The 26,537-nt window shown below is 61.3% G+C and carries 23 protein-coding genes; 1 reads left to right on the forward strand and 22 read right to left on the reverse strand.

Going from position 1 to position 26,537, the window contains the following annotated elements:
* Positions 1 to 4: 4 nt before the first annotated feature.
* The 19 genes from ACO9S2_RS05965 to ACO9S2_RS06055 form a co-directional block, all read right to left on the reverse strand.
* Positions 5 to 1,063, reverse strand: coding sequence for a phosphatase PAP2 family protein (locus ACO9S2_RS05965; RefSeq protein ID WP_423721034.1), 1,059 nt, complete (start codon positions 1,061 to 1,063; stop codon positions 5 to 7).
* A gap of 83 nt (positions 1,064 to 1,146) precedes the next feature.
* Positions 1,147 to 2,277, reverse strand: a complete 1,131-nt coding sequence (locus ACO9S2_RS05970; RefSeq protein ID WP_423721035.1) for a hypothetical protein — start codon at positions 2,275 to 2,277, stop codon at positions 1,147 to 1,149.
* A complete protein-coding gene (locus tag ACO9S2_RS05975) occupies positions 2,264 to 4,468 on the reverse strand; it encodes a M1 family metallopeptidase (RefSeq protein WP_423721036.1) in 2,205 nt (734 codons plus the stop codon). Before ACO9S2_RS05975 ends, ACO9S2_RS05970 begins: the two co-directional genes overlap by 14 nt.
* Before the next feature lie 99 nt (positions 4,469 to 4,567).
* Positions 4,568 to 5,353, reverse strand: a complete 786-nt coding sequence (locus tag ACO9S2_RS05980) for a response regulator (RefSeq protein ID WP_423721037.1) — start codon at positions 5,351 to 5,353, stop codon at positions 4,568 to 4,570.
* Between the two features lie 104 nt (positions 5,354 to 5,457).
* Entirely contained in the window at positions 5,458 to 6,393 is a 936-nt protein-coding gene (ftsY, locus tag ACO9S2_RS05985; RefSeq protein WP_423721038.1) for a signal recognition particle-docking protein FtsY, read from the reverse strand.
* Between the two features lie 2 nt (positions 6,394 to 6,395).
* Positions 6,396 to 6,911 (reverse strand): rRNA maturation RNase YbeY, encoded by a 516-nt coding sequence (ybeY, locus tag ACO9S2_RS05990; protein ID WP_423721039.1) that lies wholly within the window; start codon positions 6,909 to 6,911, stop codon positions 6,396 to 6,398.
* Positions 6,912 to 7,970, reverse strand: coding sequence for a PhoH family protein (locus ACO9S2_RS05995; protein WP_423721040.1), 1,059 nt, complete (start codon positions 7,968 to 7,970; stop codon positions 6,912 to 6,914).
* Between the two features lie 99 nt (positions 7,971 to 8,069).
* On the reverse strand, positions 8,070 to 8,933 hold the full coding sequence (locus ACO9S2_RS06000; RefSeq protein ID WP_423721041.1) for an Ig domain-containing protein: 864 nt from the start codon (positions 8,931 to 8,933) through the stop codon (positions 8,070 to 8,072).
* A 154-nt stretch (positions 8,934 to 9,087) separates the two neighbouring features.
* Positions 9,088 to 13,380, reverse strand: a complete 4,293-nt coding sequence (locus ACO9S2_RS06005; protein WP_423721042.1) for a pilus assembly protein — start codon at positions 13,378 to 13,380, stop codon at positions 9,088 to 9,090.
* Positions 13,381 to 13,465: 85 nt separating this feature from the next.
* Positions 13,466 to 14,113 (reverse strand): hypothetical protein, encoded by a 648-nt coding sequence (locus tag ACO9S2_RS06010; RefSeq protein ID WP_423721043.1) that lies wholly within the window; start codon positions 14,111 to 14,113, stop codon positions 13,466 to 13,468.
* 14 nt (positions 14,114 to 14,127) lie between these two features.
* Positions 14,128 to 15,300, reverse strand: coding sequence for a PilW family protein (locus ACO9S2_RS06015; protein WP_423721044.1), 1,173 nt, complete (start codon positions 15,298 to 15,300; stop codon positions 14,128 to 14,130).
* 26 nt (positions 15,301 to 15,326) lie between these two features.
* The gene (gene pilV / locus ACO9S2_RS06020; RefSeq protein WP_423721045.1) at positions 15,327 to 15,866 is read right to left on the reverse strand and encodes a type IV pilus modification protein PilV; all 540 of its coding nucleotides are present in this window, start codon (positions 15,864 to 15,866) and stop codon (positions 15,327 to 15,329) included.
* Complete coding sequence (locus tag ACO9S2_RS06025; protein WP_423721046.1) at positions 15,863 to 16,399, reverse strand: pilus assembly FimT family protein; 537 nt, start codon at positions 16,397 to 16,399, stop codon at positions 15,863 to 15,865. The genes pilV and ACO9S2_RS06025 overlap by 4 nt, the downstream gene beginning before the upstream one ends.
* 423 nt (positions 16,400 to 16,822) lie before the next feature.
* Complete coding sequence (locus tag ACO9S2_RS06030) at positions 16,823 to 18,646, reverse strand: GspE/PulE family protein (RefSeq protein WP_423721047.1); 1,824 nt, start codon at positions 18,644 to 18,646, stop codon at positions 16,823 to 16,825.
* Positions 18,647 to 18,957: 311 nt separating this feature from the next.
* Positions 18,958 to 20,430, reverse strand: coding sequence for a hypothetical protein (locus ACO9S2_RS06035; RefSeq protein ID WP_423721048.1), 1,473 nt, complete (start codon positions 20,428 to 20,430; stop codon positions 18,958 to 18,960).
* A gap of 29 nt (positions 20,431 to 20,459) precedes the next feature.
* Positions 20,460 to 21,200: a hypothetical protein gene (locus tag ACO9S2_RS06040; RefSeq protein ID WP_423721049.1), complete on the reverse strand. Its 741-nt coding sequence runs from the start codon at positions 21,198 to 21,200 to the stop codon at positions 20,460 to 20,462.
* Entirely contained in the window at positions 21,197 to 21,667 is a 471-nt protein-coding gene (locus ACO9S2_RS06045) for a type IV pilus modification PilV family protein (protein WP_423721050.1), read from the reverse strand. The genes ACO9S2_RS06040 and ACO9S2_RS06045 overlap by 4 nt, the downstream gene beginning before the upstream one ends.
* An 8-nt stretch (positions 21,668 to 21,675) precedes the next feature.
* Complete coding sequence (locus ACO9S2_RS06050) at positions 21,676 to 22,143, reverse strand: GspH/FimT family protein (protein WP_423721051.1); 468 nt, start codon at positions 22,141 to 22,143, stop codon at positions 21,676 to 21,678.
* A 256-nt stretch (positions 22,144 to 22,399) separates the two neighbouring features.
* Complete coding sequence (locus ACO9S2_RS06055) at positions 22,400 to 23,170, reverse strand: prepilin peptidase (RefSeq protein WP_423721052.1); 771 nt, start codon at positions 23,168 to 23,170, stop codon at positions 22,400 to 22,402.
* A gap of 202 nt (positions 23,171 to 23,372) precedes the next feature.
* Between ACO9S2_RS06055 and ACO9S2_RS06060 the strand changes: the two genes are divergently transcribed.
* Positions 23,373 to 23,651 (forward strand): response regulator transcription factor, encoded by a 279-nt coding sequence (locus ACO9S2_RS06060; RefSeq protein ID WP_423721053.1) that lies wholly within the window; start codon positions 23,373 to 23,375, stop codon positions 23,649 to 23,651.
* Here the strand turns inward: ACO9S2_RS06060 and rlmB are convergent.
* Genes rlmB through ACO9S2_RS06075 form a run of 3 tightly spaced genes read right to left on the reverse strand, consistent with a single transcriptional unit; the run spans position 23,648 to position 26,533 of the window.
* Positions 23,648 to 24,430, reverse strand: a complete 783-nt coding sequence (gene rlmB / locus ACO9S2_RS06065; RefSeq protein WP_423721054.1) for a 23S rRNA (guanosine(2251)-2'-O)-methyltransferase RlmB — start codon at positions 24,428 to 24,430, stop codon at positions 23,648 to 23,650. The two genes, ACO9S2_RS06060 and rlmB, sit on opposite strands and share 4 nt — an antisense overlap.
* A complete protein-coding gene (gene cysS, locus ACO9S2_RS06070) occupies positions 24,405 to 25,883 on the reverse strand; it encodes a cysteine--tRNA ligase (RefSeq protein ID WP_423721055.1) in 1,479 nt (492 codons plus the stop codon). The genes rlmB and cysS overlap by 26 nt, the downstream gene beginning before the upstream one ends.
* Entirely contained in the window at positions 25,880 to 26,533 is a 654-nt protein-coding gene (locus ACO9S2_RS06075; RefSeq protein WP_423721056.1) for a DedA family protein, read from the reverse strand. Before ACO9S2_RS06075 ends, cysS begins: the two co-directional genes overlap by 4 nt.
* Positions 26,534 to 26,537 lie beyond the last annotated feature (4 nt).

The raw sequence follows: 26,537 nt of genomic DNA on the forward strand, positions 1-26,537 counted from the left end.
CCCATCACAAGGAAAAAGCGCCACGGCCGACTACAAGGACGACCAGGCTCAGCACCACTGCAGCCAGCAGCTCACACTCTCTGACGATGGCGAGGCTCCTCGTGGCTTCGACAGCCTCTTCACTCTGCCCCCCACGGAGCCACAACCCCACACACAGGAAGCCCGCCGCGGCCATCACCAGTGGCGCCGCGGTCATCAGCGAGAGGCCCAGCGCCACAGCCATGAGCCCTGCCTGAGGCGATCGCCGCCAGAGAGATGCCACACCGGGCCACCACGCACGTATACGGCCCCACAAGCCGGTCCCCGCGAGCACTGCGCCGAGCCCCATCAACAGAGAGCTTTCCCATCCCGGCGTCACCGGATGGGTCACCACCCACAGTAGCGCAAAGATCCAGACCGTCCCGATCGCCGCCTGCCGCACTCCCGCTTCAACCGAGGTGCGCCACTCCTTCCAGGGCGCCAGAGCCAGGGCCCCGCTCACGAGGCCGAGGACCGATCCGCCGAACACATCGGTCGTGAAATGCGATCCGCGCAGCACGCGACTCAGCGCCACGAACGCGCCCGCCCCGAAAAACAGCAGACTGCAGCGCGGGAATCGCCGGGCCAGGACCGCCGCCAGGGCAAATGTGGCCGTCGTATGACCGGAGGGAAAGGAGTCAAAGCCGGAAAGCAAGGACGGGGCGATATCCCAGTCGCCCGATGTTGAAAACTTCGGCCGGGGCCGCCCGACAAGGTGTTTGACGGTGTGAACCAAGACCGTCGCAATCCCGTGCGCCCATAACGTTTCAATGCCCGTCTGAATCCCGCGCGACGGGGGATAGGCCCATCCCGCCGCCAACAGAATCGCGCTGACCGTGAGCAACTGCCGCCCGTCGCCGAGCCAGTTCCCGGCATGGCTGACGAACGCCATCCAGGGCACCGTCAGCGTGCCGCCGCCCTCAGGCGTGGTGATCGTGCGAAGATAGCGCGCGACCGGGCCATCGAATTCGAGGAGCCCCCAGAACACGCAGACCAGCGCGGCGCAGATGCAGGCCAGAGACAGAAGGCGCGGGGCTGGAGGCACGGGGCTAGAGGAAAGATGCTGGCGGCTGCTGGCGGCCGTTCTCTGTCCCTCGCCCTTCGCCTCTTGCCCCTCGCCTGACAACGTCACGGCACCCAGTCGGCGAGGAACACGTTGAATTCACCCGGCTGCTTCGCGTTCCGGTCGGAGATCCAGACCAGGCGTTTGCCGTCCGGCGAAAACATCGGGAAGCTGTTGAACTGGCCCTCGAAGGTCAGACGTTCAAGCCCGGCGCCGTCGTCCCCCACAAGATACAAATGAAAGCTGGGACGGCCTCCCTCGCCGCGCGTCTCGACGTTCGAGGAGAAGATGATGCGTTTCCCGTCCGGATGGAAGTAGGGGGAAAAGTTCGAGGCGCCGTTCGACGTGACCTGATGTTTGCCGCTCCCGTCGGCGTTCATGATAAACAGTTCAAGCTGGCCCGGCTCGACGAGCCGCTGTCCCAGCAAGTCCTTATACTTCGCGATCTCCGCGGGATCAGTCGGGTGGGATGCGCGATAGACGATGCGCTTGCTGTCGGGCGAGAAGAACGCCCCCCCGTCATAGCCGACATCGTCGGTGAGCCGCCGATGGCGGGACCCGTCGAGATCCATCGCGTAAATATCCAGATCGCCGTCTCTGACCGACGTCCACACAATGGTTTTCCCGTCCGGCGACACGGTGGCTTCCGCATCATAGCCGGGCGTGTTGGTCAATCGCTGCATTTCCTGACCGTCGATGCGCACGGCGAACAGATCGTAGTTGTCGAGCGCCCACCGGTAGGGCCCGTCCCGCGCCGGCTTGGGGGGACAGTTCGGCCCGCTGAGATGCGTCGAGGAGTACAGCACGCGCCGGTCGCCGGGAAAGAAATAGCCGCAGGTCGTCGCGCCGGACCCGGTGCTGACCAGCCGGACCTGATCGCTCTCCAGATCCATGACATACATCTGGTAGCAACCCAGCCCGATCTCCTCCGGTTTCAGCGTGGCGGCATAGGTGTCTTTCATCCAGTTGTTGGTCGACTGAAAAATCAGCTTGTTGCCGCTGAAGGAAAAATACGCTTCCGCGTTTTGCCGGCCGAACGTCAGCTGCTTGATATTCTTCATATGCCGTTCGGCGCTGACCGGCGCCTTGGCGGCTTCCGCTCCTTTGGCGCGCTCGGCGGCCATCCCGGCCTGCGGCCAGAGCAAGAGCGCCACGACCACTCCTATGACATTGCGATACCGCTTACGGCTGTGCATTGAGTCGAACCTCCTTGATCGTCTGAGGAACCTGCCATACATCGCGCTGCGCCACGACACCGTCGCTAAAGATCACCACGCTGTGCCATCCATAGAAGAACAACAGCCGGGCGACCTTGGCCGCCGCCGCGGGCTGGATCGCGTACAACACCGTCACCACCGAACCGGGGACGCCGGCGCGGTGACAGGACAGCAACACCGCCTTGGCCGGACCGTCATACGTCGCCCCGGCAATCCGAAACCCGGTCGGCTCCAATTTCACCCGGTCCCCGCACGAATCCCCCAGCAGGGATTGGGCCTGAGCCCGGTGCTCCGGTGTCACCACCATGAGGACCGATCCTGACGCAGGCAGCACCGTGGTGTCTACCGGCAGCATGTCGGTCTTGCGTTCCGGGGCAAGCGGCTCTTCCTGCGCCCGGATTCGCGCCACCAGTTCCTGAAACGGCGTGGCGCCGTCGGGAAACAGCGGCAGGAGGGATTTGCGCGGATCGGTCACATACAGGTTCAGCACCGGCGCCAATTGGTCCCGACGAAACCGTTGTAACGTCATCACCTGCGGGTCCAGCGACACCGACAGCGGCATTGAGGGAACCGGAACGTCAACCTCCCCCTGAGACCCGGCCAGCGGCACCAGCAGGGTCTTCACCGAGTCCTGCATCGTCACTTCGACCGGGACCGTCACGCGGAAGGGTTCTCCCTCCTGCCGCACCGCGACATGCAGACGGAAAGCTCCCGGCTGATCCGCCGGCGGCGACGCCGAGGCGTCGACCAGAGACAACTGCGGCGCGCCGGCCCGTTCGACCCATTGCGCAAAGAACCAGCGCAGGTCTTTCCCGCTGACCCGGGCAAACAGGCCTTCGAGATCCTTCCAATCGGCATGCCGGCCGGAATACTCTTGAACCACCTGCTTCACCCCTCGCCAGAACGCGTCATCGCCGATTTCCATGCGCAGCTGATGGAACACCATCGCCGCCTTCTGGTAGCCGATGGCGTTGTCCTTCTCATCGCTCTTCCGCTGAAATTCCGCGACGGGGTAGTCCGATCGGGGCGTCACATACAGGCTGTACCCCTGCGTCATCAAGCGGCGCTGCTCGCGCGCCTGCCGGTCGTCGTGCGCCAGCTCATGCCAGTAATAGTTCGCCAGATAGGTCGTCAGCCCTTCGACCCAGTTGCCGCTCTCGACACGATTCCACACCGAGTTGCCGATCCAGGAATGGACGATCTCATGTCCCAAGGCATAGGGCTGCACATAGTGCCGCTTGATGCTGCCGCTCCCGAGCAGTGTAAAGGACGGCATGCCGAGCCCGCTGGCAAAGAAATTCTCCACCACGGCGAATTGCTCGAACGGATACGGCCCCAGAATCGGCACATAGACATCGAGATATTTCGCTGTCGCTTCCAGATATTCGTCGGCTAGAGCCGCATCTTCAGGAAACAGATAGGTGGCAAGGCTGACCGGCCTCCCCGCCCCGTCTCTCCACTCGCGCTGCTTCACCGCAAACCTGCCGGCCACGAGCGTCAGCGCCTCCGCGATGCCCGACTCCCAGGTCTGCCGCACGACGCAGGCCCCGCCGGAATCTCTCCGCGAACAGTCCTGTCTCGCCCCCCCGCGTCCCTGACTGACTGTGGTCCATCCATCGGGAATCTCGACCGCGAGCGCATAGGACGCCAGCGAACCGGACAGATCGGGATACCACCCGCTTTCACTGCTCAGATAGGTGCCTTCCGGCCCGATATGTCCGGCGGTCTCGCTCGGCGTGACGAATCGGAGGTGGCGCGGCTCGCGCGGCGGATCGTTGATAAGACCCTCATAGCGCCACTCCACCGTCACGTCGCCGGCGGCGGCGGCCGGCAGCGACAACCCGAGCAATTGGAAGCTCGAATCGTCCGGCGCAGGGACCACCCTGAATGGCAGGGGAATAGACCGTTCCCTCTCGACGAGAACGACCTCCATGACCCGTAGCGACTTGGCCAGTGAAAAGACCGGCTGTTGCGCCTGATCGACCTGCAGAACCATCCGATCGGTGGCCGCAAGCCGGTGCCGATCAGGATCGATCGTCACGACAAGATCATGATGGCGGATGCGCGAAGAATTGCCCGCGTCGCCTGCGCGCCCGGCGGAAGCGGGCAGGAGCACAGAGAAGAAACAGAGGATCGTGGTGATGGAACGAACATCCCTTCCGAATGGCATCGGAAGGGTTTTAGCACCCGCGACAGACGAGCACAAGCCGGGTGACGGTGAGGGCCCGGTCAGACCCGACCGGCTTCCCCTCACTATCGGAAAAAGGATTTAACACTCGCGACAGACGAGCACGAGTTGGACGGCGGTCAACAGGCGATCCAGCGCGATGGGCTTCCCCAAAATCTCTTGCGGGCCCAGAGCCCAGGCCTCTTCGAGCATCTCCTCGTTATGGCTCCCGGTCATGATGATGACGCCCCCCGGATATTCCTGTTCCCGGAGCGCCTGCAAGACCTCGAACCCCGACAGACCCGGCAGGATCATATCCAAGATAATCAGATCGGGCGGCGCCTCCTGCACGACGCGCAGCGCCTCGTGGCCATCCTTCACTCCGATCGTCCGATACCCGCGCAAACCCAGAAATTGAATCAGCAAATCCCGCACAAGCGGGTCATCGTCGACGACCAGCACCCATTCGCCCGTATCCGGGTTCGAATGCTGCGCATCGGGAGGAACCGGCGTCGGGTTGGGCCTGACAGGCAACTGCGAAGCCCGATGCACCGCCTCGACCAGAATATCCAGCGAAAGCCCGCGACGGATAAAGTCGGTGACCCGCAGCGAGCGGGCCTGACTCTCCTGCACCTCGGTGGCTCCTCCGCCCAGGATTATCACCGGCGCTGCGGGGTCGATGGCCCGGATTTCCTTGAGCACCGTCAACCCGTCCATCTCGGGCATGCGCAAATCAAGCAGGGTGATACGCGGCGCATGTGTCCGGAACAGATTCAGGCCTTCACGCCCGCTGGTACAGGTCACCACATGATATCCATGCCGCGTCAGCACGGTCTGCAGGAGATCGCAATTCATCTGGTCGTCGTCAACAATCAAAATGGTAATCATGCGGACCCCGCGCCTCCGAATCCAGGGAACAGGCGAAGCTGACGCCTCGCGAACGTATGCCCAACCATAGCACGAGGTCGCCGGGGTGAAAAGAAAATGACCGGTTATGAACGGGGGGCGGGCTGCCCGAATAAGGCGGCGATAAAGGCTTCCTGATTGAAGTCCTGAAGGTCCTCGACCCCTTCGCCGACGCCGATCAGCCGCACCGGAATTTTGAGCTCCTCGGCGATCGCGACGACGATCCCCCCGCGTGCGGTCCCATCGAGCTTGGTGAGGGCCAGGCCCGTCACACCGACCGATTCCTTGAATTGCCGCGCTTGCGCCAGCGCGTTCTGCCCGAGCGTGGCATCCAGGACCAGCAGGGTTTCATGCGGCGCGCCCGGGAGTGCCTGGCCGATCACACGGGTGACTTTCCGCAACTCGTCCATGAGGTTGGATTTGGTGTGCAACCGGCCCGCCGTGTCGATGAGGACCACATCGACCCCGCGCGCCTTTGCGGCCACGATGCCATCGAATGCCACCGCCGCCGGGTCCGCCCCGTGCCGATGCCGGATGACATCCACCCCGACGCGATCCGCCCATACCTGCAGCTGATCGATCGCCGCCGCGCGAAAGGTATCCCCTGCCACCAGCAGGGGACGGCGGCCGCCTTGCACCAATCGTTGCGCCATCTTTGCAATCGTCGTGGTCTTCCCCACTCCGTTCACTCCGACGACCAGCACCACGAACGGCTTCGGCCCCTGCGTAATCAGCTGTTCCAGTGACGGCCCTTGCACCGGAGCCAGCACGCCATAGACCGTCCGGCTCAGCACGTTCTGCAAGGCCTCGGGACTGGCCGCATCCGCCCCCCGCGCCTGCTCGCGCACCTGCGTCATCAGTCGATCCACCACCCGCACGCCCAGATCGGCGCTCAAGAGCGCGGATTCCAGGTCTTCGAGCATCGCGGGATCCGGGGTCCGCCCCAACACCCGGTCGAGCGACTGCCGCACGACGTGACGCGTTTTGCTGAGGCCGTCGCTCAGCCGCTGAAACCATCCCATGATTACCCCGTCTTTCTTCCGCGCCGCCGCGCGGGCCTCGAACCCGGTTCAGGCCTCGTGACCAGCCTGGGAACCGGACCGAGCAACCGCAAAATGTGCCGCTCCCGTCGTTGCATCCTCCGGGCCTCAGGCTCGCTCCGTTCGTGATCGTACCCGCAGAGATGCAACACGCCATGGACCAACAACCAGACAAGCTCCTCATCCAAAGACCGTCCGCCCTCTTTCGCTTGACGGCGGGCCGTCGGAACCGAGATCACCACATCGCCGAGGATGCCCGATGTGAGACGCGGGGCGCCGGGCGCCAGGGCTTCTCGCATGGGAAACGCCAGCACATCGGTGGGACGATCCTTTTTCCGATACTCGCGGTTGAGCCGGCGCATGCGCCGATCCCCGATCAGATCCACGCTGAGCTCCGACGAGGCTTCTCCGACCGCCGCCAGCACCTGCTTGGCCAGGCGCACAAGAGCCGTCCGCCGCACCGCAAGCCGAATCAGGCGCACACGAAGATAGACAGCCATTTAATGGGATTGGCCCGAAGAATCTCGCGGCAGTGAACCGGATGGAGTCCCTTTGCGGGAAGCCGGCACCGGCGACGCACCCTGCGGCCGGGACGATCTGGCGTCGCTGCCGCTCATGGACTGATACCGATCGTAGGCCTTCACAATATCCTGCACCAGGCGATGGCGCACCACGTCCTTCTCGTCGAAGTAGATAAACTCGATGCCGTCGATACCGTGCAAAATTTCTTTCACTTCAATGAGCCCCGACACGCGATCGGCCGGCAAATCCACCTGCGTGATGTCACCGGTGACCACTACCTTCGAGTGGAAGCCCAACCGCGTCAGGAACATCTTCATCTGTTCCGCCGTGGCATTCTGCGCTTCGTCAAGAATCACGAACGAATCGTTGAGGGTCCGCCCCCGCATAAAAGCCAGCGGCGCGATCTCGATGTCGCCACGTTCGATAAGGCGATTGGCCCGCTCCATATCCATCATGTCGAACAACGCATCGTACAGCGGCCGCAGATAGGGATTCACCTTCGCATACATATCGCCCGGCAGAAACCCCAGTTTCTCTCCGGCTTCGACGGCGGGGCGCGCCAGAATGATCCGGCTGACTTCCTTTTTCATCAGGGCGCTGACCGCCATCGCCATCGCCAGGTAGGTCTTGCCCGTTCCGGCCGGTCCGATGGCAATCACGATATCGTGTTGTTCGATGGCTTCAATATAAGCTTTCTGCGCGGGAGACTTCGGCCCGATAAACCGCTTCTTGGTCACAATGGTGGTGGCGCCGGTCAGCACCTCCTTGATGGAGGCATCGGGCGTCTGGCGTAACGCCGTCAGCGCATGGGTCACGTCATCCGGCTGGAGCGCGAGCCCTTCGTTGGTGAGATTTGCGAGTTCGAACAGGATTCGTTCCGCCTGGCGGGTGGCATCCGGCTGACCATCGAGGGTCAGCTCCTCCCCGCGCGCGGAGAGGCGCACGCCGAGCTCATCTTCGATGAGTTTGAGATGGCGGTCGTGGTGACCGAACAATGCGGCAGTATTAGTGCCTTCTCGTAGTTTAAGTTTACGCACGAATGCGGTGTGCTCTCCCTCCTACAGCATCAGTTGAGTTTATTCTATCAGAGGGGAAAAAGGCGAGACAAGCGGCAGTAGGGGCCGGACGGCCCGGGATCAAGCCCCGGCCGGCGCGGCAGGCGCAACCGCCGTGAGATTGAGTTCGAATTCCTGAAAGGCGACCGCCCCCTGGCTGTCCTTTGCCAGGATCCTGACTTTATGCGCCCCCGCCTGGCTCGATGCTGCGGCCCAGGTGACCACTCCCGTTTGTGCATCGATCTGCATTCCAGAAGGCGCCGCCTCCAAGGAAAAGGTAATGGCATCCGACTCGGCATCCGTGGCTTGGACGCGATAATCATAGCGATTGTTGACGATGGCGGTAGCCGGACTCGACACAATCTTCGGGGGAGTGTTCCCGACCGGAATCGCCGCCGATCGAATCGCGACGCCGGTGCTCGCGCCATCGGACGGCACCGCCTCGACAACCAGGGTATCCCCGCGGACAAACCCCGCCGTTTCGAACTCGGGGTCATCGCCTTCGTGAATCAACTTGCCGTTCCTCCACCACCGATACAGGGCATGGATGGTATCGCCGTCGACATCCGACAGGTTGGCCCGAACCTGTACCCGCATCCCCGGGAATACGGACGGGGGATCGATTTCCAGCGCCGCTACGACCGGCGGTGAATTCGCGACAACCACCTGCTCGCTGGTCATCGAAGCCCCTTCGACGATCCCGTCATGCGGCCACGCCTGCACCGTGACCCGATCGCCACGCTTGAGCAGCGCCGCCGGCAACTGCTCACCCTCCTGCCCGGCTACCGCGTCTCCGTTGATGGTCCACTGGTAGCGGAACCGGAGAGGATTCCGGTCAACGTCCTGCGCCTCGGCATGGGCACTCACAGGACCGGTTAAGGTCAGCGGCACCGGCTGGATCGTGACCGTGCGAATGACTGGAGGATGGTTTCCCGGTGAAGCCACAACCGGCATGCTATCGGGGGAACTACGCTGGCACCCGCTCAAGAGGACCACCCCTAACAGGGAAACGCCCGCGGCCCCTGAAAGGCAGTGCACGGCACGAGGCCTCAAGCCTCGTGCCCGCAGGACGCCCTTTGAAACCTGCCCCCCTGTCATATCAATCCCGTTGATTGATCCACGAGACATATTCGCTCTTGGCAGACAAGCCGTTGAAGGCCACATTGGTCACTTTCGAATCGCTCGTCTGAATGAAGCCTGATGCCCCTCCGGCCCCTAAGTGAACGGCCACCTTGGAGGCCACACCTTCACCCAGGGAGACGCTCCGTATCGCGTTCCCTGCCGCGTCCACTCCAAAGAGCGGTTCCAGCGGAGGTCCTCCGGTCTTGTAGTAAAGACCGTACAGATTACTCTCTCCTGCCGCGACACAAATGTCGTTGGTCGGGATAAAGGTCGGAAACAGCACAACCCCTGCAAGTACGCTCGGCGGAACAATCGACCGTTCTTTCGATGTCGGAAGCGTGGTCACCCATCCATCCATCGCCTTTACGAGATCAATCAAGCTCGTATAGGTAGTGGTCCCGGCAACCCCGATCACTTGATCAGACCCTGGCGCGCAGGAGATGCAGATTTGCACGCTTGAGACATCCAGAAGATTACTCTCAAGACAATTCACCGTTGTCGATTGCGTGCACCCGCCGGGCCGCATGACGGAATCTTTGAGCCCGACGAGATACTGGGTATCCGCGTTCGTTTTATCCGCCACGCTCAGGAAGCGCCCCGTGCCGAAAAATACCCAGGTTTCTCCCCTATCATCGACGGTGATCGCCGGACTCGCCGTGACGGGTCCGAGATAGGTCCACCCCGACTGCAAGCTGAACGTGTCCAGCAGTTCCGTGGGGACCCGGTCTGAACCGGAGGCAATACCCCAGGTCGATGGCGAGCAAGGAGCAGTACTGCAAGTCCCCATCGTCAGGCGATACATCTTGCCCGTCCAACTCCCGATGCCGCTTGACGATGGATCGATCGTCCGACCGACATAGACCACGTCGTCGCGATAATCGAGCTCGCGGTCATAGGTGACGGGATCGGCCATAAAGGAAGACCAGGACCCCACCGGCATCCTGGTCACCGTCGGCGCCGTGCCGAGCGGAGCTCCCAACTGGACCACAAAGAGTTTGGCCCCCGTGGCCGCGCGCCCATCATACCCGTGCATCCCGGAACCGGCCACCATGAACCACTTCGCATTCACGTTGCTCGTCTTATCATCCGCGGAAGGATTCATCCGCACCACCGTCGGGAAGCTGGTCGTCAACCCGAGATCCGATGACGAATAGACCCCCACGACCCTCGGCGTCGCATCCGGATCGGTAACATCCAGGATGTAATATCCGCTGTACACGTAGCGATCCTCTCCGGGATCGGTCGTATCGCCATCGTTGTTGAGATCCATCACGAGGTGAAATGCCGGGCCGCCATTATTGCCGCCCGACGCTGCAGCGCACGCGCCGCAACTTCCACCGAACCGCAGCCCGACGATGGCAATCGTTCCCCACCCCCCCGGATGAATGCAGCCGGTCGCGGTGGGAGTGGCTCCGCCGCCGCACGCCGCCTCCTCCGTAAAAATGGGCACGTCCGTAATCCGCGGCTGCAAATCCACATAGGAAATATGGGTGTAATTCGTCTGCGTATACCAGATGAGTTGCGGCAGCAGCGCGTAGGGAACGAAGCCCCACATCTCCTGACCCACCTCCGGACCGGTGGAGTTGTCGTTCGGACCAGTCGTGTACCACCCATGCTCCTCTTCGCCGGTATTCGGATCGTCGCCCTTGTGGTAATAGCCCCCGTTAAACGCATGGAGCATTCCGTCGTTGGCGCCCACATAGACCGTCTGCCGGCGCTTGGCCCATCGCTTGTAGAAGCCGCTATAACTCATGTCGCCGTGCAACGTATCGTATCGCTCGCGTGGGGCCCCGACGACCGTCGGACTGGAGTTCACCACGTCGCCGAGCTTCCACACTTTCAACGAGCCGTCGACCGTGACTTCCCGGTTCCGCATGCCCGCCACCTGGGTGCCATGGATGTAATTGATGATGTTGGTCGCCGTGAACGTGCCGCTGCTGCCCGCCCGCAAATAGGGCTTGAGCGTCGCGGCATTGGCCGTGCTGAACGCCATCTGTTCGTTGACGTCCACCACGCCGTCATTGTCGAGATCGACCCAGGTCACGAGGTTGCGCGGACTGCTGGCGATATCGCGGTTGGCCAGTTTCTTCCCGGCCTCCCAGATCCCCTGCATTTCCCGCAGACCCACCGTCTCATAGGGCGTCGTACTGTCAGCCAGGCCATCCATGGGAGCCACATCGTGATACCGCTCCACCACAACGTTGCCCGACACCGGATCCTTCTTCGTCACCACGATGTTGTCATCGGCATAAACAAGCCTTCCATCCGGGGCCCCACCGGGACTACGATCCTCCCGCAGATTCCCGAACCCATCGACGAAGAGCCCTTGCACAAACCCGGTCCACTTGATTTCATTCACGCCCTCGAATGTCGAGGGATAAAAGAACGCTTGATAGAGCGAACCTTCTCCCGTCGAAGAGGTGGCGAGCACCGAGATGGAGGTACCGGACGCCGCCTTTTTGAGAATGGCCGCAATCGCCGCATTGATCTGGGCCGCAAGATCGCCGCCCTCGGAGGCATCGTAGAAAGTATCCGGCACACAGTCCCTGTCGAAATCCCATTCCGGGTTGCTGGTGCTGGCGCCGCTTCCGAGATTCGAGGCGGCGGGGTAGGTGCAGGCCTGGGAACCGGTCAGATCGACGGCATTGTCGTTATTGCGGTCCTCGAATCCCCCATACTTGGCCGCGGAGGCCAAGAGGGCGGCCCCGGTGGGGCCACCCATGGCATTGACCGCATAGAACATGGCGTTTTGCGTACCGGACAGGTCGCTCCGCAGATCGTGCGTACGCCCGTAATAGGCCACATCATCCAACCGGTCGCCCGCCGCGCCACTGCTCACGACCCCGATATTCGCCCCGGTAAAGAGATTCCCGAACGGTTGCTGTAAATCCGGCGCAGTGCCGTCGTTCACCCCAATGCCCGGACTGATCATCAGGACAAAACATTTGGCGCAATAGACCATCTGGCCCAAGCTGGCAAAATAATAGGGATCGCCGACCGCCCCGATCCCGCCCGAACTATATCCGGTCGACCAGGACCCGCTGTTGCTGTAACAAGGTCCCTGGCTCTTGCGGAACAGACAGAGCCCCTCATAGAGCGCTTCCGCGAGGGGAGAATTGGCCTCTACCTGTTCGTTGCGGATGTTTGTGACATCCGATGAATTAAAGGCCTCATCATACGAGAACTGAAGACTGCCGCCCTTCCCGGTGTCGGCATTCACAAACATGACACCCACATGCATATTGTCGGTCCGCATGGTTTGGAAGAGGCCCAGCGACCGCTCCTTCTTATAGCAAGCCAGGTGGCCCATATAATCCGGATCGCCTGAAATGCAGCTCGTGGCGGCCCCCGACGCTCCCGGCACATTAGGCTCGGTGGTCAAATCCACCTCCAGCGAATAGCGCATGGCCGGGGCATTATCGAACGGGCTGGCCGTCCCGTTGTCATTGACATACAGGAATCCTTCCCCGACCCCGAAAAAAATCCCGGTATTGACCGTGGCGCCTCCGGCCAGAGTCACCGTGGCCACCGGCAACGATGGCGCACGACCGTTCAAGGTGGCATTGGGAACAAATTTTACATAGCGCCAGCAGGAGTTCGAATTGTTGCTGCAACTGGCAGTGCTGCCATTTTCCCCCGTCTTGCGCTCGCCGTTGAGGTTGTTGGCCGTTCCGTCCGCATTGGCCTGGGCCGGAATGGGTTTCCCTCCCACAAGCACCTGGTAGATCATTTCCTTCTTCCTCTGGGTGAGCCAGTTCAGGAAGTTGCCGTCCCAATAGGATCCACTGCACGTCGCCGACACGGACGTCTTTACCGACCCGTAATTGAAACTGTTGCTGTCGGTCGTGTAGCAACGCAGGGGATCGAACATGCCGTAGTACGATTTGGTCGAGATGAAGAGATCGGCCGGCGAGGTGACATTGGAGGTATTGATCGTGCCTCCACTGGTATCGACCGCCACCAGATCGTCACCGGATTGGCTATCGACCGTCACATTGGCCGCGTACTTGGACGCCGTGGCCGTACCGGTCTTGAATGAGATGGGATATTTGTGATTCGTCCCGCTGTAGGCGGCTTCGAGCGTGAAGTTCCCCATGTCCACGAGAAACAAGATATTCGGCGGCACGGCCTGGCTGAGAAACAACGGGAAATTGGTATAGTCTCCCATGCTCTGTGCTGCCACGCCTACCGGAGCACTCGACAACAACAACCCGAGGGCTGCGGCTGCCCAGAGTCCCGTTCCCCGCACCGCCTTATCTGTATGCTTCATAAGTATCCTCCCGGTAATGCTCGAAGGGCCGGCCGCTACGCCGCGCCTTCATGGGAGCAGAACACTGCGACGTCACCTGACGTCCCTAAATGCGCTGACAGCCCTCATTCTCTAAGCAGGCATAGACGGCGGTCAGCCGGCTCCTCATCCCGGTCGTCACGTTCGTCGCCACGCAATCGATGCGATACATCAGATCAATCCCGCCATTCACGCCGCTATACGGCGCATGATAGCCCGAGTGGCGTTCGGCCCCCATCCCGGGGCGCTGCCTCTTGTAGAGATAATCAATATCCCCGACGACTGAATAGGCCCCCACGGTCTGAACAAGATTCGGCACCGCAGCCGTTACCCCGTCGGGAAACGGAGGACCGATCGGCGTATCAACCGAGTTCGCCCCGACACTTCCGATTTCTGCCTCCAGCTGCGTCTTATTACTCAGCGGAATCGGACCCGGAGGGGTTTGATTGTCGAGCAACGCCGTCGGCACGACGTTGTCGTTCTCCTTGACTTGCTGAATCACTTTCACCCCGGTCTGTATGCAGGCTTCCGCCGCGGCCGACGAGGCCTCCATCGAACTGGCAAACCCTGCCACGCGATTGTCCAGCCCTGTCATCGTGAGCGCGCCGATCCCGAGCACCGTCATCATGAGCATCACCATTAGCACGCTCAGGAGCGCGATCCCCTGTTCATTTCTCGCTTCCCCCGGCCCTGAGACTGCTCGAATAGTCGCCATGTCGTTTCCGCTCCCTACTTTCTGAGATTGCGGAGTTCTACGGTTTTCGTGAGGAGGCGCCGGCGCGTCGATGTGTAGGGCGGCGTCAGCGTGGCATAGTCGCCCGCCACATAGACTCCGTCTGAATGCAGGTGATCGCTTACTTGCAGCGCCGCACTTTGATTCGTTCGCCCGTTGGCTTCGCCGAACCCTTGATCCGCGCTCCGCTGCCGGCCCACCACGGTCACTTGCGCCAACCGGATCTTGTCGGGCGTCATGAGTCCCGTCGCCCACGAGTTGTTCGTCACAAAATCCGCCTGATCGAACCCCGCCGCCCCGCCCTGATTATCGATGACCTGATCCGGAATCCCGCTATTGATGCCCGCAACGCAGCCATCGCAGGCATAGGCGAACTGGATGTCTTCGATTTCATCTGCGATCGACGTGCAGCGGCTCCCCGCGGTCGTGCAGTCCAACACACCCGCCGTCATGCCACCGGCCACGCCGCGCACAAGGCACGGCGAGCGGCCATTACACAATCCCGTCGGATCGGGAGGCGGGATCACCTGATACGTGATGCACTGCAGCAGATACACCGGCGTATTCTTCCTCATTGGCCCTTCGATCTGCGGGCCAACCACGCTAATGGTCAGATTGGTCCCGCCGACCGCTGTGACCGTGCCGGTCAGGGTTCCGTCAATCGAGACCGTCGCCGCCGGCGGCCCTGTGAGGGTTCCGCCTGCCTCTATCGCCATGTCATTGACCGACGTGGCCGATGGCATCGCAATGACTGTCGCCGCCCCCGTGGGGCCGGCATTGATCGCCGTATCGACCTGGAATACCCAGGGTGGATTGGTGGCAGTCCCCACAGGGTTCCCGACCGGAACGATCAGGCTGATGCGGTCCGGCCCGCGATCCGGCCCTGTCACCGTGTGATCCGCCGGCACCACCGCGGACGGACAATTCCCGACCGGCCCGCTCGCCGGGCCATAGCCGGCCAGCCGAAGATCCCGGGCAAGATATTCCATGGCGATGCGGACATTCTGCTGAGTGTCGACCGTCTGTTCGCTCGTGCGCATCGCTTTGTCGGACATCGTCAACATCGCCAATCCCGCTGCCACAACCAGCGCCGCCACCACGACGCCGACCATTAACTCGATCAGCGTCATGCCCTGCTGGTTTGTTTCATTTACTCGATGTCTCACCATGTTGCCCGTCCCCACATTCCGTCTCCTCAGGATTCCGGCGCAATGATCGTCGTCAGGGTGATTCGCTTGAGACGGGCCGCTTTCGATTCCCCGGCCGCTCCGGTCCATGAAATGGTGACGGCAACCGGATACTGGTTCAGCAATGTATCCAGCACACCGACTGGTGCCGGAGGCACTGTGATCACCCCCCGGACATTCGTCAGTCCGGACGCCTGGGGATTCGCCAACAATTGCACCCATTGATTGCAATCGCCCCACGCCATGGGCTGGGTCACCGGACTTTGCGGACATGGCGTCGGGTTGTTGGTATCAATAGCGTACTGGCCGGCATTTCTTCGATTGTTGTGGATCCGCTCGATCATGTCGGCGGCCAGATTGGTGGCTCGCGTGAGTTCCGTGGAATCGACATTGCGGGTCAGTGAGATGCCCTGCATTGCCGCCAGGGCCAAGAGACCGGTCGCGAGAATGGCCATCGCAACCATGCTCTCAACCAACGTGAAGCCTGATTGGCCACACGCCACCGACTCCGCCTCTCTCCTAGGCCTCATCATGATGAAGGACTTCATAAGCACACCGGTGCCGGGCACCAATTCGCGACGCCTCGAGGCGTGATTTTGAGGGCATACTGCACCCCCTTCGTATTGACAAGCGCCAGCTCCTGGTTGGCCGCCACCCCGGGACCTCCCGTCCGCACCCCCATAGAATTGAACGAGACGGTCGTCGTTGCCACCGGCGTCCACCCCGGCGATGGCCCGACATTCAGCGTGACGACTTGCGGCGTATTCATGGTCCGGGTGGTCGAAAGAACCACATTCGTCGCGGCATTGGCGGTTGATATCACCATCGACCCGTTGGCCAGACTCAGCGTCACGGTCACAGGGATATTGCGGCTCATCGCCGTCATGCGCGCCAGAGCCAACTGGTGCTGCACCTCACTGATCGCCTCGCGTAACTGAGTACGCGCGATCCAAGCGGTAAAGTTTGGCGCAGCCAGCGTGCTCGCAATCCCAATGATGGCGACGACGATCATCATTTCCACCAGGGTGAAACCACGTTCTGCAGATTGTCGCCCGACGGTATTGCGGCTGAGTATCTTCACGCTGGCCTCTCGTCCTCCTGTCACACCCATTGCGCCGGAATCCAGACTGAGCAAGGGGCATGCCGGTAGGCGTTCCCTGACGGAAGAAGCTAACTCGTTGTTTTTCTGTCCGGTGAGCTCTGCGTACGATGTGGGCTTCGCACAATCCTCGCACTATCGGACGACAATTTTCGTCGCCCGGTCCGGCTCCAGCTCGGCGCCACTCGCGTCTCGCAGCCCGCCGTTCACTGGACGGGTCCTGGAAACGTACGCCGACTCGTGGATGGGTCAGAAAAAGAACGGGGAGGAATGGAGAAGAACGGACCAGCCCGGGTATTTCGATTCGTTCAGACTCCTCTACACTCCGGGCTGAACCCTTCGTTCATGCCCCTGTCGACGGGAGCGGGATACGCCGACAGATAACGCCTCCCGCCGCTGACAAGGCTATTTCATGGCAACCGAGCGGACTTGCCGATAGGTCGTGACCCCCTGCAGAACTTTTTGAATGCCATGCTGTCTCAACGTGGCCATCCCTTCGCGCATAGCTTGGTCGGCGATCTCAATGGTGCGAGCCTTGGCCTGGATGAGACGCTTGATCTCGTCTGAGCCCATCAGAAGTTCATGCAGCGCCACCCGCCCTTTGAATCCGCTCCGGTTACAGGCCCCGCAGCCGCGCCCTCGATAGAGGGTAAGATCCGACGAGTAGTCTATGCCCAGCCGGCCCCAGCCATTCGCCCCGTAGGCTTGGACCAGTTCGTCATACTCCTGTTGTGTCGGGTGATAGCCTTCTTTGCAGTGGAGACAAATGCGCTTGCACAGTCGCTGTGCGAGAACGCCCAATATCGCATCGGCGAAATTGAAGGCGTCGCAGCCCATCTCCAACAGTCGCGTCACCGTTTCGACCGCGCTGTTGGTGTGCAGCGTACTGAGCACCAGGTGACCGGTCAGCGAGGCTTCAATCGCGATGTCCGCCGTTTCCCGATCCCGCATTTCACCAATCATGATGACGTCCGGATCGGCCCGGAGGAACGCGCGCATGGCCGATGCAAAGGTGAACCCGATCTTGGGATGGACCTGCACCTGACGCAGCCCTTCCTGCGTGATTTCAATGGGGTCTTCCGCCGTCCAGATTTTCCGTTCATCGGTGTTGATGTGTTTCAGCACGGCATGCAAGGTCGTCGTTTTCCCCGCGCCGGTCGGCCCGACACACAGAAACATCCCGTAGGGACGTTCGGCGAGATCCTTGATGTGCCCCAGCACCTGCGGCGCGCACTCCATCGCGTCCAGCGCCATGGTTTCCTTCGTCGTGAGGAGCCGCATCACCACATCTTCGTTTGCGCCGGCCGTCGGCAGGGTGGCCACGCGCAGTTCGAGATCCTGATCTTTGGCCAGCTTGTACCGGATTTTCCCGTCTTGCGGTTTGCGCCGCTCGGCAATATCAAGATGGGCCATGATCTTGAGGCGCGACACGATCGCCCGGCGGTACGCAGCAGGAATCCGCATGAAGGTGAAGCAGGTCCCATCGACGCGGAACCGCACGGCGGTGTCTTTCTGATTCGCATAGGGCTCGATGTGCACATCGGACGCCTGCAACCGATGGGCTTCGGCGATGATGTGGTTCGACAGGCGGACAATGGCGGAATCGTTTTCCGTTATGCCGCAGTCCAGCCCCTCTCCCCCGGGATCGTTCACGGCCTCGCGCGCGAGTTCCCCGAGAATGTCCGTGAGCGTTCCGCGATCGGCCTGACCGGTGGCCAGGAGGAGATACTGCTCGATATCCCGGCGCAGCCCGACGGCATATCGCACCGTGCCACCGGGAAACGCCCGTCGAACATCATATCCCTTGTCCGCATCACGCGGATTGTCTATCAGAATGTCCACAACCGATCCCTCCCGCTTGAGGGGCACCCAGGAATTCTTTCGCAGGTAATCGACACTCAAATTCTTCAAGAGTCCGGACTCGATCACAGCCCGTTCATCATAGGCGACATAGGGGCATTGATGGACCTCGCTGAGCGCCGCTCCCAGTTCAGCCTTGGGTACTCGATACCGGTCGAGCAAGACTGCTTCGAAATCACCCTCGCCTGACAGCAAACTTGCCAGCACGGCTTCTCTATCCGATTCCGCCACCGATCCACGTTGGACGAGTACCTCCAGCAACCGGCCCTCCACGGTTGATTGAACGGGCTTGCACCTGCGCCCAAGGCTCACAACCTGCTCACACACAACCTCGTGGTTCACCTGAGCCCTGAGCATCTGCCTCGTCATCCCCTCACCTGCTTTCTTGTACGCACATTAATATCCGCGCTTCCGGATATCGAGTGGGTCAGGCATCCCGTTGATCAGCCTCTTGTAGCTGGTTCCTTTTTCTCGGCCTCCCCTCTTGTCAGGGGAGGGACGGTGGGGTAGAGAACCTCGACGGCAGCGGGGCGCGGGTGGTTGGCCCACTGATCCATGCCGCCGGTCTCAGCATTCGACCTCCCCTTCCCCCTCCTGACGAAGGAGGGGCCTCCCGGGCATACTGGCGTCACTCCAAACGGGCACCCTGCTCACAGACCCACAAGAAATCCTGACGCACCTTAATATCGAACCAGCCATGTTCCCGGCGCGGGCAACACCACCGGCACCCCCCGCACCAGTCCTTGACTCAGCTCGTGGTTGTACCAGACCTCCAGGGTCGCGCCGGGGGCTGCCACCGCAATCGTGCCTTCAGCCGCCACAGCGCCGAAGACCCGTGCTGACTGATTCAACGTGATATCCCCCGCGGCATAGAGGGCCCCGTTGAGGTGAATCCCCGACAGCTGCACGGGAATGCGGCTGACGCTGCCTTCTTGACCAGTTTGAGGAGGGCTGAGGACGGACAGGGACTGTCCGGTGGACGAAGGGCTCAACACCACATGGCCTTGCACCACGAGAGTCGCTTCCGTGTAGGCGGCACTCAACCTGAGCACTCCAAGGTTATCTGGCCTCGGGGCGGTACGATCCAATGTGTCGACAAAAATGAAGCCCCGTGTATCGCCCACGGAACGGGAACGAAGCCACTCATCCGGCGAGACCCCCTGCCCCGGCTCCACCACGCCGCCCGGATAGAGCAGGCCCTCCCGATCAATGGCGGCGTATGTGCCGTACCGTATGGCAAGCTGCTTCATCTGTTCGTAGCCCCAGCGATCCACGCGCACTCCGGGCGTCGGATTCTGTCCCCCATGCACGTTCAGAGGCAGCACCGGAGAGAGGTTCTCCCCCACAGGCGGCTGCGTGACCTGGACGGTTCCCCCGACCCAGACTTGCAACCACCGATCCTCCCGAAGCGCAGTTTCGCTATAACCTTGTCCCGTTACCGGCGCAGTTGCCGTCAATACCGGCATCTCTTCCAGCCTCCGCAAGACGAGATCACCCCCAACTGCCAGATCGCCCCAATGGACCAAGGCCCCTGCCTCTTTTCCGGTCTCGGACAGGCCCAGATTTCTCCCGACCTGCACCCCGGCCCGCAACGCCGGAAGATCGACTGCCGCCAGCTGCATCGACAGCGCGTACCTCGATGAGGGGCTTTGCGCTGGAGACACCGTGGCTTCCACCGTGCACAACAGCCCGGGCCTGGAAGGGGCATAGACCTTCATGCTGCGAACGGTTCCCAAGTCCTGTAGCGATCGGAAGAGCCCGGACGCCGGATCATTGAGGAGCCGGTCATCCTCGCTCTGCGCCGCATTGAGCACCAGATCCGGATGATCGGCCGTGCCGGCAAACTGGGATCGACCGGCTTGATCGAAGAATGAGGGGCTCCCGATCGCTGTCTGTTGGCGCTTTGCCAGCAACAAGGCCAGCTGAGGCGGACTGGCTTGCGGGCTGTGGAACCAGGCTGTCACCATTTCCATGGCGGCATCGGCCAGCTGTTGTGTCACTGCGGCATCCTTCGCACCGCCGGCATTGAGAGCTTCCTGCCCTGCCAGCTGGAGCAGTCCGGTGCTGAGGAGCGCCAGCAACAAGGTCAGGACAATCACCCCGAACAGTGCGATGCCTTGCTCCTGTACGTGTCTTTTTCCCCACGACGACATGGAATCCCTCCTCTTCTCCTGGTCCTCGCCTACGATCGCACAGTTACTTCACGGACGGCCTTGCCGCGTGAGTCCATCGGTTCGATCTCGATCACCACCCGCGCGACACTGCCCGTGACAGCCGTGACTCGCCCGCGGTCGTCCCAATAGGACAACTGCACCGCGTGAAGATCGCCGATTAACACGCCGGCCCCGCCGTCGATCATCCGCATCAGCCGGAGGCGACCCTCGTCGTCCGCGCGGGTGTAATAGGCCACGCGATTCATCACCTCCACCGATGCGCCGGCCGGAAACGGACCGGTCACAGGTTCGCTCAGCACGAGCTGCAGACGCTGTCCGGTCTGCGCCAGCCGATGAGACTCGCACCCGCCGGCCCCGCAGATGCGCACGCTCTTCCCCTGACCCCACCCCCCTCCATCCTGCACGGGAACGACGGTCTGCCCCGGGGCAACGGTGGCCGTCGTCGTCGTTTCAAGGGCATGAATATTGGCCGAGAATTCCAGCCGGTCCGACGCAGCCGTGGTAATGGCAGTCGCCGAAGCCGTGCGCACCTCCTGCTCCAGCACTTCCAGGCCCGCCCGCATCTCCTGTTGACCGGCCATCGAACGCTGCTGTTGAACCGCCTGCGCATGCACAAGATTCAGCGCCTCCAGACTGCCCGCTAACAGGACCGTTCCCACCGCCGCGGCGATGATCAGTTCGGATAAACAGAGTCCGCGCTGGTCGAACAGCGGGTTCTCTCGTTCTACATTCCCATAACCCTGTTTCATCGCACCCCCACAAACGTCGGATTCGCCCTTACGGTTGCCGCCTGCACGGATGTCCTCTCGCCGAACCCCTCATACGTCGCCGTAGCCCGAACGACGGCGAACCCCGCGGCGCTCAGCGGGCCGGGGCGATCCAATGCCACGGTCCACTCCAGACTCACGCCATCCTGTTCCCACGTTCCGGTGTACGTCCCGTCGCCGGCCGCCGCGTCCCTGCCCTCGCCGTCATCATGCATGGTGACATCCACGATGCCGTCGTGGTTGAGATCGTCCTGAAGCAATGCATTCCATCGCACCGCACGTTTCGCTTCCAGCCGCCCCTGGGCCAGCGCCAGCGCCCTGGTCTTCATCATCCCTTGCTGAGCATGCCGGGAAGAGACCTGTATCGCTCCCATCGTCCCTATCAGGGCAATGCCCGCAATCACCATCGCCACCATCACCTCGATCAGACTCAAACCCCTGTCGCACATCTGCGGCTTCATAGAATCGACACCCGACCGGTCAGACTCACCGTGATGGTTGCGGTCTCCCCCCTGGCATGATGAAGCCGAATTGTCGTGGCCGTCGCTGATCGACCGCTGGGGTGAAATACGAGATCGGACCCGGCGCTCGGCTCATCCATTTCCATACCCCTGTCACGGTACTGAAAAACGTGGTGGAGCACGCGATCCCGCCCCACCTGCGCAAGGATGGCGCGTTGCTCACGCTCAAACACGACATACACACGGTCTCGCCGCGTGATGGCCAACTGCCGGGCCTGCCGGAGTTCGGAAGCGAGCTCCTTCGCAAATAAGTCGGTCTGCATGCGCCTGCTCAAAGCCAGCAGATCGGGAAGAGCAAGCGCGACCACTATCCCGATGACCGCAACGACCGTCATGAGTTCGACGAGGGTGAACCCGTCATCGCCGTTCAGAATGATCGCTCTGCTTGCCGTCCGCATGTGCATGGGAGACGGTCTTATCAAGAGTCATGCCTCCCCATCACGCACCTGCAGCGCCGGCCCACAAGAGGTTCTCTCTGTCAGTGGATCAGCTAAAGCCTTGTGATTGCCTGAAGATGTCAATGGAAGTGTTTTCGGCTACATGCCGGAGCGCATGCACAGCCAAGATGGAGGGGATGCACTCGGAGCGTGCCTGCCAGGATACAAACCGGTGAGATTGGATACAGAGAACGGCGAAACGCGAAGACGGGAACCCGGAGGGTTACCCTGCAAGCAGCCCTTGATACCAGTCGATGAGCGCAGATCCGTAAAACAGTGAGAGGATGGCGCCAAATACCAGAAAGGGTCCGAAGGGGATATAGTCTTCCCGCCTGATGATCTTTGCGGCCAGGAGAGACACCCCGATCACCGATCCCACAAAGGATCCGATCATGATCGTCAGCACGGCCGGCTTCCAGCCCAGGAAGGCGCCGATCATCGCGAGCAGCTTGATATCGCCCCCGCCCATCCCCTCTTTTCCGAAGAGATACGGACTGGCCCAAGCCAACACCCACAAGATCCCGCCCCCGACCAGCAGCCCGATCACCCCGTTCAGCAAGCCCAGCGGCAAGACCGTCCCCGCACTCACCAGCCCCAGCACGATCCCGGGGAACGTCACGGCATTCGGGATAATTTTGTGGGTAAGATCGGTCCCTGCCACGACAAGCAACGCCGAGAAGAGCCCCGCATACACTATCGCTTCCCAACCAGGCCCGAAGAACCAGAGCAGGGCCAGATACCCCAGGGCATTGAGGGCTTCCACCACGGGATACTGAATCGGAATAGAGACGGCACAGGTGCGGCATCGCCCGCGCAGCACGAGATAGCCGATGAGGGGGATATTGTCATACCACGCGATGGGATGGCCGCAGGCAGGGCAATGCGATCCGGGCCATGCAATGGACTCCCGCCGGGGCAATCGATAGATGCAGACGTTGAGAAAACTCCCGATCAACGACCCCCAAAGGCCCGCGATCACATAGAGCTGCCACATCCTGCTACATGGCTCCCGCGTGAAACATCAGAGGCTGATCTCGCAATCTCATCTGCATGGTGGTAATAATCTGATTTCCCTACCTAGTAACCCTACTAGGGCCATAGGGCTTCATTTACTTCACCTGCCCGTCTTCCTATACTGACCCCGCCGAACTTCAGTATACCTGAAGCGACGGCCATGCAAAGGAGAACCGACGATTATGGCAAAGGCCGCCACCAAAACGCGGGTCAGGAAATCCCTGGCCAACCTGGAACCGCCTCCCCGCAAGAAGCGCCCGGAGTCGCTCACTTCGCGCGAGCAGGAAATTCTTGAACTCATCTGGGCCGGCTTTAAGAACAAGGAAATCGGTACCCGGCTGAAGATCAGCGTCAAGACCGTCGAAGCTCACCGCGCCAACATGATGAAAAAGATGCGGGTCTCGAACACCGCGCAGTTGCTGAAGAATGCCATCCAAGGCGGGACACTGAAGATTCGCTAAGTCTTTTGACCCGGCGATGCAGGTAGATTCCGCTGCCGCACTGCCTCAAACAGCGTCACCGCAGCGGATGCCGACACGTTGAGCGATTGTACCCGGCCCTTCATCGGAATGCGGATGCGCTCGTCGCAGTGCTGCAACACTCCCGGACGAATGCCTTTTCCCTCTCCCCCGAACACCAAACCGACCGGGCCTGTCAGATCCACTTCGGTAATAAGCTTTGCGGCCGTGGGCTCGACTCCGTAAATCCAGACCCCCGCCTCCTTGAGCGTTTCCAGCAATCGTGAGGTGTTGGTCACTCTCGCCACGGGAATATAGTCGATGGCGCCCGCAGAAGCCTTGGCCACCACCGACGTCAGTCCGGCGGCGCGCCGCTCCGGGATGAAGACGCCATGCGCGCCGGCTCCCTCCGCAGTCCGCAGCACCGCGCCCAGGTTGTGAGGATCTTCCACACCATCAAGAATCACGAGGAGCGGAGGCTCCAGTTTCTGCGCCGCGCGCGCGAGAATGGCCTCTTCCGATTCATAGGCTTTGGCCGCGGCGTAGGCGATCACTCCCTGATGCTTGCCGCCGGGGACCAGCCGGTCGAACGAGGCCAGCGGCTGGACATGGATCGGAATGTGCCGGGCCCGCGCCATTTGCACGAGATCCCCGAACTGCTTGTCCATCCGGATGACGAGCAGACGCTGCAACGGCCGCGCTTCGGCTCTCAGCGCTTCCCGCACCGCATGGAGACCATAGAGGATCTCCTGGCTGTCATCGTTTCCAGCGGCTGGTGCCATCGGGCTTGTCCTCGATCGTAATTCCCATTGCAGCGAGCTCTTTGCGAATCTCGTCCGCTTTTCTAAAGTCTTTCCGAGCACGTGCGGCATTCCTATCCTGGACCTTTTGGTCGATATCGGTGTCTGAGGGCACCGATTGAGCCATCGCAGCTTCTTCCAAACCTGCTCGCAGCAGATCCGATCCTCTAATATCCTTAATGGGATTGAACTGCCAGGAGTCCAACTGGAACAATCCCAACACCTGGCCGAGCGACCGAAATGCCTCTCTGGCGGTGTTTCGCGCGCCTGTCGAGAAGCCGTCCGCGAGCAGTTTATTCAGATCACTGCGCAGTCCTTGCAACGCGGCAATGGCCACCGGTGTATTGAAGTCATCGTCCATCGCCGATCGAAACGCCGCCTGAGTACGCTCAAGGGAAACCGGCAACCCCGGATCGCCACCCGCGCCGGCAGCCGGTTCCGCAAGTCTGGTAAAGAGATCGTAGAACCCGTTCAACGCCTGCTTCGCTTCACGAATTGCGAGATCTGAAAAATCGAGCGGCCCATGGTAATGAGTGGAGAGTAGAAAATAGCGAAGCATTTCGCCGGTAATCTCTTCCGGCCATTCCGATTTTTCGAAGATCTCCCGGATCGTGAAGAAGTTTCCCAACGACTTGGACATCTTCTCTTGATTGATCTGCACGAAGCCGTTGTGAATCCAGTAGCGCGCGAACTCTTTTCCGGTCGCGCCGCAGGATTGTGCGATTTCATTCTCGTGATGCGGGAAGATCAGATCCATCCCGCCGCCGTGAATATCGAAGGTTTCCCCGAGATGGCGGATCGACATGGCGGAACATTCGATGTGCCAGCCGGGCCGCCCCTGGCTCCACGGGCTCGGCCAAGCCGGCTCGCCGGGCTTGGCACTTTTCCAGAGGGCAAAGTCCATCGGATGCCGCTTTCGCTCATCGACATCCACACGTGCGCCGGCCTGAAGATCGTCCAGTTTCCGCTTGGACAATCGGCCATAGTCCCCGTACTTGGCGACTTCAAAGTAGACATCCCCGTCCACTTGATAAGCCAATCCCTTCGCGATCAAGGTTTCGGTCAACCGAACAATGTCGGCCATGTGCTCGGTCGCTTTCGGTTCGATGGAAGCCGGCCGCACGCCCAGCCTGCCCATGTCGTCATAGTAGGCCTGAATGAATTTGGCCGTGACCTCTTCACAGCTCACACCCTGCTCGTTTGCCCGCTTGATAATTTTGTCATCGACGTCGGTGAAGTTCTTGGCAAACTCCACACGATAGCCGGAGTACTCGAGATAGCGGCGAATGACGTCGAACACGAGCGCGCTCCGCGCATGGCCGATATGGCAATAGTCATACACGGTGACGCCGCAGACATACATGCGGACCGTCTTCGGCGTGAGCGGGACGAACTCTTCTTTTTTCCCGGTCAATGTATTGTAGAGCTTGATCATACAGAAGGCCCCGATTCAGAATTGGCTCCGCGTTTCGGCCAGTGCGACCAGAGAAAGAATCCCAGTACCCCGACCAGGATAACCCCGATCACGATATCGAACCGATGGAAGTACTCGCGCAGATCTTCCCACCGCTCGCCCATCTTCAGACCGATATAGGCCAGCAGATAGCACCAGGGCAACGCCCCGATAAACGTAAAGAGGACGAACCGCGGGAAATTCATCCGCGCGACGCCGGCCGGGAGCGAAATGAACGTGCGCACCACCGGCAACATCCGGCTGAAGAACACCGCCGCCTCGCCGTACCTCTGGAACCAGCGGTCGGCCACATCCAGATCACGATGCGAGACCAACACATACCGGCCATACCGTTCGACGAAGGGACGGCCGCCCCACATCCCGGCGTAATAGGCCGCAATAGATCCCGCAACGTTTCCCAACGCCCCGGCCAGCGTCACGCCAAGCATCGTAAACTGCCCGGTCATGACCAGATAGCCTGAAAACGGCATGATGATCTCGCTGGGGAGCGGAATACAGGCGCTCTCGATGCCCATCGTCAGGAAAATACCGACATAGCCGAACCGGGAGATACAGGCGATGACAAACCGGCTCAACTCGCTGATGATGGCTTCGATGAGACCGGCGATCACCCGC

It is taken from the genome of Nitrospira sp. NS4, from assembly GCF_049546785.1.
In the GTDB taxonomy this organism is placed as follows: domain Bacteria; phylum Nitrospirota; class Nitrospiria; order Nitrospirales; family Nitrospiraceae; genus Nitrospira_D.